This window comes from Dialister sp. (assembly GCF_036343215.1).
Taxonomy (GTDB): Bacteria; Bacillota; Negativicutes; order Veillonellales; family Dialisteraceae; genus Dialister.
The window spans coordinates 61323-73367 of record NZ_JAZASU010000003.1 but is presented as its reverse complement, the minus strand read 5'-3'; the positions used below and the strand labels follow the sequence as shown (position 1 = coordinate 73367).

Sequence of the window (12045 nt, the reverse complement as noted above, 5' to 3'; positions counted from 1 at the left end):
CATCATTTTTTAAATCTGGGTGTCAAAAAGGCTCATTTCCCTGACTTCCCTTGCCGCTGTTTCCGATATAAGGAGGTTTCGCAGATTTTCCGAATCCGGCGATCTTTCTCCATAATACCTGCCACTTACGGTCATGAAATACCTTGCCCGCCGAAGTACCACGCCGATCCGTTTCAGCTGGTCATAGGACAGATTTCCATACCGGCGGAGTCTAACGATTCGAAGAGCGCTTCTCACGCCGATTCCGGGAATCCGGAGAATCATCTCATAGGGGGCCCGGTTGATTTCCACAGGAAACAGTTCCCGGTGCCGGAGGGCCCAGGTACACTTGGGATCCAGTTCTTCATCGAAATCCGGCTCCTCCGGCGTCAGGATTTCATCGGCCCGGAACTGATAGAAACGAAGGAGCCAGTCCGCCTGGTACAGCCGGTTTTCCCTGGCCAGGGGCGGCTTGATGAGGGCAGGCAGGTTTTTTCCTTTCATCACCGGCACATAAGCGGAATAATAGACCCGCTTTAAAGACGCTTTCTGATAAAGTCCCTCCGTCAGAAGAAGAATCTGCCGGTCGCTTTCCCCACTGGCCCCCACGATGAGCTGGGTCGTCTGGCCGGCAGGTACGAAAGAGGGGATCTTCCGGTGATGCTTTTTCTCTTCCCTGTAGGCATCGATAGATTCCTTGAAGAATTTCATAGGCGCCATAATGGCCTTCTTCGTCTTCTGGGGTGCGAGAAGATGAAGGGATTTTTCCGATGGCAGCTCGATATTGACGCTCACCCTGTCCACATAGCGCCCCAGTTCGTTCAGAAGTTTCGGATCCGTTCCCGGAATCCCCTTCATATGAATGTACCCGTTGAAATGCTCACGCTCCCGAAGGAGTTTTGCCACCCGGATGAGAAGCTCCGTGGTGTAGTCCGGCGACTTCAGGATGCCGGAGGAGAGGAATAGCCCTTCGATGTAATTCCGCTTGTAAAATTCCACGGTGAGCAGCACGATTTCTTCCGGCGTCAGGATGGCCCTCGGTGTATCGTGGCTTCTCCGGTTCACGCAGTATTCACAGTCATAAATACAGGAATTGGTCATCAGTATCTTCAGGAGCGATACGCAGCGTCCGTCGGCCGTCCAGGTATGACAGATCCCGCTTTTATGTCCATTTCCGAGCCCCCCGGCATTGGCCCGGTCAGAGCCGCTGGAAGAGCAGGACACGTCATACTTGGCTGCGTCGGCCAGAATATCCAGTTTGTCTCCTATTTCCATACGCGCCTCCTGAAATTATGTTTCATGGCCCTATTATAGCATAGAAATAGAAAAAATGTTCTATTTGATGAAATATTTTGCTGCAAAAATCATAATAAAAATACCGTGAAAGCTCTTTCAAACTTTCACGGTATTTTTCATTTCTTATTTTCTTCTTTCTTTTCCACTTTTTTCAATACCACCGAAGCGCCCTGCTTTTCCGCCTCAAACCGGTCCTCTTCCGTCAGGTGTTCGGAATCAAGAACGATTTTGACCCCCATGCGGTCAAGCATTTCATCAATGGTATGCTGCGTTTTATAAAGTTCTCCCATAATTTCCTCCTTAAATATGATCTTTCCATTCGTATGTTTCTTTTCTGCGGATCTGTCTCCAGATGAAAGTCCCCAGGGTCCAGACAAAGGCCATGATCAGGAGTGCCGTCCCCGGCAGACCGTCCATGGCATTCTTGAGAGAATCAAGCTCCACGGTAAAATGGGCCGGAAGCATGACCGCATAGGCAGAAAGATAAATGGCAATGGCAAAGAACGATGAGAAATAGACCGCTGCCAGCCCCACTTTCACATGGCGGGTGCGGGTAAAGAAGAAGGCCAGGGCAAAAAGGATAGCCGTAGCCACCAGGCTGATCCAGAAAAAGCTGCCATAGAGATTGGACTCAGCGGCATGATTTTTGAGGAGGATGGCCAGGATGATATAGACCACCACATTCAGTACGCTGGATACGAGGAATGAGGCGCGGAACCTTTCTCCAAGGGGATTGACCACTTTCACCGCTCCATAAAGCGAGCCGAGCTGGAAAGCGGAAAGGATCAGCCATAAAGCGGTAAAAATGCCGATGGCGGAAATAAGGCTGCCGCCTTCCATGAGGAGGGAAGATGAAATCAACCCCAGTACGGCCAGCACGATGACAGAAAAGGCAGCGTTAAGCTTCATCATCCAGGATTTCCCCAGAAATTTTTTCCCAAAGCAGGCTGCCAGTCTCAGAAGGGCTCCCAGGGCCACAAGGACTATCATGACTGTCCTGGTTCCTTCCAGCTGCTGAGACAGCGAAGGAATGGCCGCCCCCATCATGAACATGCCCAGGAAAAACCAGAGTTCATTCCCGTCAAGGCCCGGTTTCAGAAGGCCCAGGATGGCGTGGTTTTCCTCCTCATTCCGTGAAACCAGGGGCGCCGCCAGGCAGAGTCCCCAGTCTGCGGCCTCAAGAATCATGTATAATCCAAAAAAGCATAAAGGTAAAAGCAAAATGTTCGAATCTGCGCTCATAAAGTCCTCCAACCCATTCCCAGAGGGAAATAAATAGAATTCCATTAAGAGTATACCACATGGAGACTTTGAAATAAAAGAAAATTAAAGCACTATCATCGGCAGCGGGTTTCAAAGAAATTCATGGATTCCTTTGAACTTATGACGTTCATTTGCTATGATAATAAAAGAAAAGAAGAAGGAGGTCTCCCGCTATGGATAAATTGATCAAGGCCCTTATATTTGCTCTTGCCGCTGCCGTAGTCTCAAAAAAGGTCAAAGAAAAAAAGCCGGTCCAGGCAGTGAAGGAAAAAGTGACGAAAACGGAAAAAGCGCCGGATATCCTGAAACCTCTTTCTCCCATCACGAAAACCTTCTGGCTGTTCCATCCGAAAAAGGCCTTCTGCCTCTTCCTGTTCCAGACTGCCGCCGGCATTGCCTGGACCCAGGCCAAAAGATATTTCCGGATTTAAACAAAAAGCTGTGAAACGGACATCCTGATTCACAGCTTTTTATCATTTCATTCAGAAAATCTGTTATACAGTGCCCTCGCGGCATCCATGGACGGGAGAAGTCCCCCTTCCTTTCCCAGTGCGTACAGCATAAGGCCAAGATAGATCACTACCAGCTGGACAGGAATCATACTTTCCTTTGCACTCAGACTTTGAAGCTCTTCATCCCTGATTTCCGGAAAGGCAAAGCGGCTCGTCTTCACATAATCGGAATGAAAGATGCCGCGACGGAAATGAGTCACTATATTTTCTCTTTCCATGGAAACTCCGGAAATTTTATTTCCATAAACCACGACTCCCGAAAGGCAAAGGGCATCGGCAGCCATGGCAAGGCGGCCCGTCTTTTCCGGACAGTCTACAAAGGCAAGCAGATTCTCCCCGCAGAGCGATTTTTTCAGTTCATCCCGCCCCCCGGAGAAAAAGCGGACTGAAATTCCGGTTTCGGAAAGCAGCCTCACTGCTTCGGAAAGACATTGACCCGAAAAACTTTCCTTTTCGAAAAAGCCATATACGGAAAGAGCGAGCCCGCTTTTACCTGAACTTCTCACAGCATCCAGAAATTCAGCTCTTAAAAGGTCCCTGTAATCATCCATAAGTACCTCGCAAAATAAAACGCGTCCTCCGGGAACGCGCTTTTATCATCCATGCCATCTCTGGCGGCGGGAATAGACGTCACCGGAAAGTTCGCCAAAGGAAAGGGGCCTGCCTTCCATGGCGGCAATCCGTTTCTTCCGTTCCATTTCATCATATTCCTTCAGGCTCTGGGTCGCCGTCCCCCAGATCAGGCCCAGGGCGCCGATATTGACGAGAAGGGAGGTACCGCCGAAGGAAATAAAAGGCAGCGGAATCCCGGTGACCGGGAAACAGCCGATAACCATGGCAATATTGATAAATCCCTGTACCGAAATCAGCAGGGTCAGTCCGTATACGAGAAAGGCAGCATAGGTATCTTTCAATTTCCTGGCCACGGAAAACCCATAAAGCAGGAAGGCCATGTACAGGCAGACCACGGTGCAGGAACCGATGAATCCATATTCCTGGCTGAATACGGCAAAGGCAAAGTCCGTATACTGTTCGGGAAGGTAAAGGAATTTGGAAAGGCCTTCACCCATCCCCTGTCCGAGAAGTCCTCCCGAACCGACGGCAATGAGACTCTGGACAGTCTGGTATCCCATGTCCTGGGCATAGGAAAAAGGATCCCAGAGAACGATCAGGCGGGCCAGGCGATAAGGAGCTGCAATGGCCAGGGCCAGAAAAACCAGGACCGTGAGGGCCATGCCGAAAATGATTTCAAAAAGCGGCATACCGGCCAGGATATAAAGGAGCGCAGGAAACATGAGGATCATGCCTGCCGTACCCATATCCGGCTGCCGGATGACGAGAAATGCCATGATCAGGGGCATGTACATGGGCGAGAAATAACGGATCATGGCGCCGATGGAATTTTCTTTTTTCCTGCTTGCCGGATGGATAAAAGGTCTTAAAAACCGGGCAAAAACGGTGATTTTCATGTGCTTATCCACTTTTTCCGCCAGGCAGGAAGACGCCCAGATCAGGCCCGTCACTTTTGCGATTTCCGACGGCTGGAGGGATACCGGTCCCAGCATAAACCAGCGGGTCGCACCATTTACCGTTCGTCCTGCCACCATGACAAGGATGAGGAGCACTATGGTCAGGCAGCAGAGCAGACCGTCAAATCGCCGGAGAAGGCGATAATTGAAACGGCTGAGAATCAGCGCTCCCCCTACGCTTACTGCCAAAACCACGATATGTTTCAGGATATGGTCATAGGGGCTGGTGCCGGATTCCAGGTTCATATAATAGGTTGAACTGTAAACATTAAATGCCCCCAGTATAATCAGTATGGCCGCCACGATAAACATTTTCTGCAGATTCCGGGGCGCATACTTCATATCCATCAGGGACGTGTCGCTACGAGACGACATACCGGATTCCCCTTTCTGGAAAACTTTTCCTCATACTCCGTTTCCACGTCTCCCTCCACCGGGCAGGCATGGAGGTCATAAGTCACATCAGAGAGCTGCCAGCCCATGGCTTTAAATTCTTCAATGGAAAAATCAAAAAGGTCCTTGTTATCGGTCTTGAAACGGATTTCCCCTTTTTCTTTCAGGATCAGGGCATAGCGTTTGAGGAAATCTCTGTAAGTCAGCCTTCTCTTTGCATGGCGCTTCTTTGGCCAGGGGTCGCTGAAATTGAGATAAATCACATCCACTTCCCCGGGTCCGAAAATGTCGAGGATTTCACTGACATCCCCCAGGATGAGCCGCACATTGTCCAGGGGCGGATCCATTTCCGCCGTCTTTTTCGCAGCATAATAGATGACCCCTTCCTGTACTTCCATGCCTACATAATTGACATTTCTGTGAAGGGCGGCCATGCCAGAGATGAACTGGCCCTTTCCGGTGCCGAATTCCACATGAAGCTCATTCTCCGGATGGGGAAAGAGCTCATGCCATTTCCCTTTCCTGTCCTTTGGTTCCTCCAGGAAAAGAATGGATGTGTAATCTTTGATTGCCTCATCAATCCAGGGTTTTCTGCGAAGCCTCATAAATCCTCCCGATTCATAGAATAAATTTATCTTACTATAACACAGGTCGGGACGCATGACAAATTTCCATCGGAAAAGCCGCAGGCCCTCCCCGGGTGCTGCGGCTTTTTTCATTTTTCCAGGCTGACGCCTTCATTTTCCACTTCCGGTATCGATTCCGAAGCAATCTTTACCGGTTCAAATGTATTCCAGTCAAAATTTCTGTATCCATGAGCCCTGGCATGGTCGGAAATCCTCCGATTCCACAGCTCATCCTGCTTTTCCTGATCGGAACCCAGCTGTTCCACGTCGTCCCGGATCATGACATTCCCGTACATGGTCATGAGGGTAGTAACATCCTTGTCAAATTCCGGCGCAAATAAATCTGCTTTGGGATCATAATGTGCTGCCGTAAGGCCCATGATGCCCATGAACGTATCGTAGAGCATATCGTTGGAGAAAGGCATATTTCTCCGTTCATCCATAAGGCGTACCTTCTCCGGATAAAGGGCCCTGTAGTGGTCGGAAAGGTATACCCAGAAGGGGATATGGACCATGGTATAGTCAAACTGGTCCGCATTGTGACCCGGGCGTTCCGTCACCTGTTCCCCGTGATCCGAGAAATAAAGGACTCCGTCCGCATGAAGGACGTTGGTGGCCTCATTCATGATGCTTTCCAGGACGTAATCATTGAAGAGCACGGAATTGTCATATTCATCCACCATGAGTTCTTCGGTGCTTCTTGTTTTGCCCGTGTCCACAGGCCAGCGATAGAATTCCGACGGATACCGGTCCCAGTAGCTCACATGGCTTCCCATGAGATGAATGACCACCAGCTGTCGGCGGTTTTCGGGATTGACCTTTTTCAGGTACGGAATGAGGGCGGTATCATAATCCTTCGTCACCACATCGGTCCCCACATACTGATTGATCCAGTACTGATCGTCACAGGCAGAGCCGATGGCGCCGATCGGCGTATCCCATACGCCATAGCGGGACTGGTTGGAAATCCATGTCGTCCTGAATCCTGCTTCCCGGGCCAGATCCACTACGGAATAGGCCTCCACGAGACTGATATCATTGTACTGGTTCTTTTCCGTCAGCGCTTCCGTCAGTACCTGCACGGTCTGGGTATAGCAGGAATAGGCATGATTGAAAAATTCATAATGGGGATCACTGATGGCCCCGGACTGGAAAGGCGTCGTTTCCCTTTGATAGCCATATACATTCATATGATCCCGGGTCAGGGATTCACCGATGACAAGCACATAGAGTCCATCCGGCGCAGATCGAAGCTTTTCTACCAGTTCTTTATCCCTGATATGCATATGGCGCCGTTTCTCCACCATTTTCTGGAAATCGGAAAAGCTGTGGAGAGTCTCATAAGTTTCATAATACACATGGGCCAGCCTGGTGCCGCCGATGGAAAGACAGCAGAGACCGATATTGATGAAGAAAAGGACCAGCATGGCAAACCAGGCTTTTCTCGGGACCTGCTGACGGTTGAAACTGAACCGGCTGGCATGGAATATAAGCCAGCCCAGAATCAGAAGGGCTGCCACACCGGCAATGATTTCCGCATAGGGAATATTGACTTCGATATATTCCTTCGTTTCCGCCAGATTCGTCTGGGCCAGGGCGAGAAGCATATTGATGGAAATCAGGGAATGGGTGATGGTGTAGTACCCGATATAGGTAAACTGGACCAGCACATAAAGAACGATGAGGACCACGCAGGCAAGGCGGGCAATCATACGCCATTTCCCGGGGAGGATCCAGGCCGCAGATAAACAGGAAATAAAAAGATAAAGAGGCGTCGAGAGCTCTCCGGACACGTCGGTCATATCCAGCAGCACGTCGGTCTGGGTAGAGAGATAGGGCACCACCAGGGATAAGGCCCAGAGGAATATGATGGTCATCCACAGGTGAATGGCCGCTTTTTTCAGATGATGACGGATAAAGTAAGCCGTCACGAAGCCCACCTGCAGGAAAAGCAGAAATATTTTTATCTGCGAGAAAAGTTCATAGCCGCCGGAGGCACCGAAGTACCAGGAAAAGAAAAAGGCAAGGCAGAAAGGAAGAATCGTGGCAATGAGCCACCACCTTTTCCAGTGACCCGGGCTCTCCACGGTTCCTGTATCTTTCTCCTGCAGGGAAGTTCCTTTTTCATTTTTTTGGGAAATAGTATTTTTCTTGTGATTCATACATACACCTTTATTACAAACAGGCCTTGCCTGCAAGCTTCATAACTAAAATATTTTATCACAGGATACAGGAAAAATCATTTATTTTCTATACAGGAAATTTACAATACCGCCGTTCCCTGAGGAAATGATATAATTGAGGAAAATATAACTCTGAAAGGGTGCATCATGGACATCAACAAACTTTCTTATTTCTTCGCCGCCGTGGAGGCAGGAAATTTCACAAAAGCCGCTGAAAAATGCCATATCGTCCAGACCACCATGAGCAAGTACATCGCCTCCCTGGAAAAGGAAACAGGAATCCTCCTCTTTACCCGCACCCCGAATGGCATGGCGCTCACCGAAAAAGGCAGGCACTTTTATGAGGGCATGAAAGAAATTCATCAGGCCTTTGAATTCCTCCTTCATGAATTGTCTCCTGAAAAACCATCCCTCATCATCGGGCTGGATTCCCAGGAATACAGGGGGATCGATTTCATGCCCCTCTTTTTGAAAAAGTACCCGGAGCCTTCCGTTTCTTATCGCATAGAACCGCCGGAAATACTGGAGAAGAAACTCTCCCGTGGTGAAATCGATGCCATCATCGCACCGGAAGCCATCCCTTTCTCGAAAAATTTTATTTCCCATGAACTGGTCCTCATTCCACAGTCCCTGGTCTGTGCCTCCGGAAAAGCTGACAAGGTAAAAAGTATGGCGGGCCTCATTTCCTCCCTCCCCTTCCTGACCAAAGCGGATGACCCGGATTATGTGGAAGCCTGCAGAAATAAATTTCTGAAAGCCTTCGGGACTGCTTTCAAAAGAGTGGAAAAAATCCCCACCTTTTCAGAGCAGCTCCTCCGCCTTTCGCTTGGTGAAGGCTTTGCCATCCTGCCCCTGAAACCGGGAACCGGTTATGATAATCTGTATGCATTTCCTCTGGACAAATCTTTTGCTGAAAAGACCTGACTCATCTGCCGGAAGGGAAGACTTTCCCCTCTCCTTCAGGCGCTCATTGAATTTGCCCATGAAAAAAAGTGCTGAAGGTTCCACTTTTCTTCTTTTTACAAAAACCACCCTTCATGGTATTCTGAAAATAATTCAGGATACTTTTTTATTGCAGGTGATTTGATGATACTGGAAAACGATTTGACAGAGGGAAAGCTTTTCCCCAAAATGATGAATTTTGCCATTCCCTACCTTCTGGCCTGCTTCCTGCAGACCTTTTACGGTTTAGCTGACCTCTTCATTACGGGACAATTTTATGGCGCCGCTCCGGTCAGCGCGGTTTTCATCGGAAGCCAGGTCATGCACATGGTGATCGTCATGATTACGGGGCTCACCATAGGCTGTGCTGTTTCCATTGCCAGAAGCCTGGGCGGCAGGGATGAAAAAAATGCCTACCGCCTCATGGGGACTTCGGCGGCTTTTTTCATTCCCCTTTCCTTACTCGTTTCCATCCTGCTTCTCCTGCTGATGCCATTGATTCTCTCCCTCCTCCAGACTCCCCCGGAAGCGCTGGAGGCCACGGCTGATTACCTTTTCATCTGTTTCCTCGGGGTTCCCCTTATTTTTTCCTATAATATGATGAGCAGCTTTTTAAGAGGTATGGGAAATACAAGGGCTCCCATGATTTTCGTGGCCCTCTCGGGTATCGTGAATATCGGCCTCGATTACCTGCTTATCGGACCATTCCACATGAGTGCAAAAGGAGCAGCCATCGGTACGGTGGGGGCAGAAATATTAAGTGTCCTTCTCTGCCTCTTTTACCTTTATCACAAAGCAAAGATTCTTCATGTCCGTAAAAAGGATTTCTATTTCTCAAAGGACTCTCTCCGCCAGATTCTAGGTATCGGGTTTCCCATCTGCTGCCAGGACGGACTCATCCAGGTTTCCTTTCTGGCCATCACTTCCATAGCTGACAGCCTGGGTGTGGAAACGGCGGCAGCCGTAGGAATTGTGGAAAAAATCATCGGATTCCTCTTCCTCGTGCCCTCGGCCATGATGTCCACTGTTTCAGCCACAACTGCCCAGAATGCCGGGGCAGGATTTCATGAGCGGGGAAAAATGGGACTTACATATGGCATTACCACTTGTATTTCCTTCGGCTTCCTCTGCATTCTTCTGGCTTTATTCAAGGCGCAGGAAATCATCGGGCTTTTCGTGCCCGGTGAGGAAAAAGTCATCGCTATGGGAAGCGATTATTTCCATGCCTACTGTTTTGACTGTGCCATTGCAGGCATTCATTTCTGTTTCAGCGGGTATTTCTCGGCCTGCCGCAAAGCCACCCTGTCTTTCATCCATAATGTGATTTCCACATTCGCCATCCGCATTCCCGGCGCTTACCTGGCAGCCCGCCTCTTCCCTGCCACCCTCTTTCCCATGGGCCTTGCCACCCCGGCCGGCTCCCTCCTTTCCGTATTTATATGTATCTATTTTTACAGGAAATATTTCTGCTCATCGAAAGCATCATAAAAAAACTCCTGGTGCCAACGCATCAGGAGTTTTTGACTGGTGAAATTAATTGGTGAGGGATCTCATGGGAGCCGGAATCTTGCCGCCCCTGGCAATGAATTCATCGGCCCGGAACTGATTGATGCCCAGAACCGGCGCATAGCCCATGAGGCCGCCGAACTGCACCATGTCTCCCGGTTTCTTGCCGGGAACAGGAATGAGCCTCGTGGCAGTGGTTTTGTTATTGATCATGCCGATTGCTGCTTCGTCGGCCAGAATGGCAGAAATGGTGGATGCCGGCGTATCTCCGGGAATGGCAATCATGTCAAGGCCTACGGAGCATACGCAGGTCATGGCTTCCAGCTTTTCAAGAGAAAGACTTCCCTTCTCCACAGCCTGAATCATGCCGAGATCTTCACTGACCGGGATAAATGCCCCTGAAAGGCCTCCAACGCTGGAAGAAGCCATGAGTCCGCCCTTTTTGACGGCATCATTTAAAAGTGCCAGTGCAGCCGTAGTCCCGGGACCTCCGCAGCTTTCCAATCCCATTTCCTCCAGGACCTGGGCCACAGAGTCTCCCACTGCCGAAGTCGGGGCCAAAGACAGATCGATGATTCCAAAAGGAGCATGAAGCCGTTCCGTAGCCGCTTCAGCCACCATCTGGCCCAGACGGGTTATCATGAAAGCCGTATTTTTAATCGTTTTCGCCACAACATCAAGAGGCGATCCTTTGACATCTTCCAGTGCCCGTTTCACTACCCCGGGACCTGAAACGCCTACATGAATTGCCGTATCCCCCTGGGTGATCCCATGGAAGGCGCCTGCCATGAAAGGATTGTCTTCCACGGCATTGCAGAATTCAACAAGTTTCGTGCAGCCGTAGGCATCTTGATCTTTCGTGAGCTCCGCCGTTTCTTTGACGATTTCACCCATCCGTCTCACTGCATCCATATTGATTCCGGCTTTTGTGGAGCCGATGGCTACGGAGCTGCAGATGGAAGAAGTCGAAGCCAAAGCTTCCGGAATGGAATCGATCAGGATTTTGTCAGAGGAGGACATGCCCCGGTCCACGAGGGCAGAAAATCCGCCCAAAATATCGACTCCTACCGCATCGGCTGCTTTCTGCAGTGTTTTCGCGATGGGTACATAGCTGGAGACGCGAAGTCCTCCGGCAATAAGGGCTACAGGAGTGACGGAAATACGGCGGTTGATGATAGGCACCCCGTACTCCCTGGAAATATCATGACTTACTTCTGTCAGATGCTCTGCCTTCGTGCAGATGGTATCATAAATCTTCCTGCAGAGAGTCTTTTCATCATCCGAGACACAGCCAAGAAGGGAAATGCCCATGGTGATGGTGCGCACATCCAGTTTATTCTGATCAAACATGCGCTCCGTTGCAAGGATATCTTCTATATCGAGCATGGCTCCCCCTTTCAGATCCGGTGCATGGCATAGAAAATATCAGCCAGCTGGGCACGGATGTCCACACCCATGGCCTTGCCGATTTCACCCAGATCATCCTGAAGTTCTTTCAGGGAACCTGTAGCGTTTTCCATATCGCACATAAGAACCATATCAAAAATATCATCTACAATGGTCTGTGAAATGTCAAGAATATTAATATTTTCTTTAGCCAGTGCCGAAGAAACGGCGGCTACAATACCTACCCGGTCAGCGCCGATAACAGTAACTACGATTTTTTTCATAATGACTCCTTCCGATCAGCTGAAATCAGAATACGGGAAAATCCGGACCAGATTCCCTTTATGCATTCATTATAGCACATGGCCCTGCCCTTCCACGATGAAATCTGAAAAATCTGTACCAATCCGTTTCATTTTCAAAATTGAGA

General features: G+C 49.6%; 12 protein-coding genes. 3 read left to right on the top strand and 9 right to left on the bottom strand.

What is annotated here, in order from left to right; translation table 11 throughout:
* Positions 1-9: 9 nt before the first annotated feature.
* The 3 genes from VZT47_RS02285 to VZT47_RS02275 all read right to left on the bottom strand — a co-directional run bounded on the left by VZT47_RS02285 (position 10) and on the right by VZT47_RS02275 (position 2517).
* A complete protein-coding gene (locus tag VZT47_RS02285) occupies positions 10-1254 on the bottom strand; it encodes a putative DNA modification/repair radical SAM protein (RefSeq protein WP_330223365.1) in 1245 nt (414 codons plus the stop codon).
* Positions 1255-1391: 137 nt separating this feature from the next.
* Positions 1392-1565, bottom strand: a complete 174-nt coding sequence (locus tag VZT47_RS02280; protein WP_330223364.1) for a tryptophanyl-tRNA synthetase — start codon at positions 1563-1565, stop codon at positions 1392-1394.
* 10 nt (positions 1566-1575) lie between these two features.
* Complete coding sequence (locus VZT47_RS02275; RefSeq protein WP_330223363.1) at positions 1576-2517, bottom strand: cytochrome d ubiquinol oxidase subunit II; 942 nt, start codon at positions 2515-2517, stop codon at positions 1576-1578.
* A 194-nt stretch (positions 2518-2711) separates the two neighbouring features.
* Here VZT47_RS02275 and VZT47_RS02270 point away from each other — a divergent pair, with 194 nt between their 5' ends.
* A complete protein-coding gene (locus tag VZT47_RS02270) occupies positions 2712-2969 on the top strand; it encodes a hypothetical protein (RefSeq protein ID WP_330223362.1) in 258 nt (85 codons plus the stop codon).
* A gap of 47 nt (positions 2970-3016) precedes the next feature.
* On the opposite strand, the gene VZT47_RS02265 is transcribed toward VZT47_RS02270, so the two are convergent.
* The 4 genes from VZT47_RS02265 to VZT47_RS02250 form a co-directional block, all read right to left on the bottom strand.
* Entirely contained in the window at positions 3017-3601 is a 585-nt protein-coding gene (locus VZT47_RS02265) for a hypothetical protein (protein WP_330223361.1), read from the bottom strand.
* A gap of 45 nt (positions 3602-3646) precedes the next feature.
* Positions 3647-4954, bottom strand: coding sequence for an FtsW/RodA/SpoVE family cell cycle protein (locus VZT47_RS02260; RefSeq protein WP_330223360.1), 1308 nt, complete (start codon positions 4952-4954; stop codon positions 3647-3649).
* The gene (gene trmB / locus VZT47_RS02255; protein WP_330223359.1) at positions 4927-5577 is read right to left on the bottom strand and encodes a tRNA (guanosine(46)-N7)-methyltransferase TrmB; all 651 of its coding nucleotides are present in this window, start codon (positions 5575-5577) and stop codon (positions 4927-4929) included. The genes VZT47_RS02260 and trmB overlap by 28 nt, the downstream gene beginning before the upstream one ends.
* 110 nt (positions 5578-5687) lie before the next feature.
* Positions 5688-7760, bottom strand: coding sequence for a phosphoethanolamine transferase (locus VZT47_RS02250; protein ID WP_330223358.1), 2073 nt, complete (start codon positions 7758-7760; stop codon positions 5688-5690).
* 168 nt (positions 7761-7928) lie between these two features.
* Here VZT47_RS02250 and VZT47_RS02245 point away from each other — a divergent pair, with 168 nt between their 5' ends.
* The gene (locus VZT47_RS02245) at positions 7929-8705 is read left to right on the top strand and encodes a LysR family transcriptional regulator (RefSeq protein ID WP_330223357.1); all 777 of its coding nucleotides are present in this window, start codon (positions 7929-7931) and stop codon (positions 8703-8705) included.
* A 162-nt stretch (positions 8706-8867) separates the two neighbouring features.
* The gene (locus VZT47_RS02240; protein ID WP_330223356.1) at positions 8868-10211 is read left to right on the top strand and encodes an MATE family efflux transporter; all 1344 of its coding nucleotides are present in this window, start codon (positions 8868-8870) and stop codon (positions 10209-10211) included.
* Between the two features lie 45 nt (positions 10212-10256).
* Here the strand turns inward: VZT47_RS02240 and VZT47_RS02235 are convergent, their stop codons facing one another.
* Positions 10257-11615, bottom strand: coding sequence for a PFL family protein (locus tag VZT47_RS02235; RefSeq protein ID WP_330223355.1), 1359 nt, complete (start codon positions 11613-11615; stop codon positions 10257-10259).
* A gap of 11 nt (positions 11616-11626) precedes the next feature.
* Positions 11627-11899: an ACT domain-containing protein gene (locus VZT47_RS02230; protein WP_330223354.1), complete on the bottom strand. Its 273-nt coding sequence runs from the start codon at positions 11897-11899 to the stop codon at positions 11627-11629.
* Between the last annotated feature and the right edge of the window lie 146 nt (positions 11900-12045).

Bases quoted from the DNA above. Each gene is read 5' to 3' on its own strand.
- VZT47_RS02285 (WP_330223365.1), bottom strand. From the start codon at position 1,254: ATGGAAATAGGAGACAAACTGGATATTCTGGCCGACGCAGCCAAGTAT.
- VZT47_RS02280 (WP_330223364.1), bottom strand. From the start codon at position 1,565: ATGGGAGAACTTTATAAAACGCAGCATACCATTGATGAAATGCTTGAC.
- VZT47_RS02275 (WP_330223363.1), bottom strand. From the start codon at position 2,517: ATGAGCGCAGATTCGAACATTTTGCTTTTACCTTTATGCTTTTTTGGA.
- VZT47_RS02270 (WP_330223362.1), top strand. From the start codon at position 2,712: ATGGATAAATTGATCAAGGCCCTTATATTTGCTCTTGCCGCTGCCGTA.
- VZT47_RS02265 (WP_330223361.1), bottom strand. From the start codon at position 3,601: ATGGATGATTACAGGGACCTTTTAAGAGCTGAATTTCTGGATGCTGTG.
- VZT47_RS02260 (WP_330223360.1), bottom strand. From the start codon at position 4,954: ATGTCGTCTCGTAGCGACACGTCCCTGATGGATATGAAGTATGCGCCC.
- trmB (WP_330223359.1), bottom strand. From the start codon at position 5,577: ATGAGGCTTCGCAGAAAACCCTGGATTGATGAGGCAATCAAAGATTAC.
- VZT47_RS02250 (WP_330223358.1), bottom strand. From the start codon at position 7,760: ATGAATCACAAGAAAAATACTATTTCCCAAAAAAATGAAAAAGGAACT.
- VZT47_RS02245 (WP_330223357.1), top strand. From the start codon at position 7,929: ATGGACATCAACAAACTTTCTTATTTCTTCGCCGCCGTGGAGGCAGGA.
- VZT47_RS02240 (WP_330223356.1), top strand. From the start codon at position 8,868: ATGATACTGGAAAACGATTTGACAGAGGGAAAGCTTTTCCCCAAAATG.
- VZT47_RS02235 (WP_330223355.1), bottom strand. From the start codon at position 11,615: ATGCTCGATATAGAAGATATCCTTGCAACGGAGCGCATGTTTGATCAG.
- VZT47_RS02230 (WP_330223354.1), bottom strand. From the start codon at position 11,899: ATGAAAAAAATCGTAGTTACTGTTATCGGCGCTGACCGGGTAGGTATT.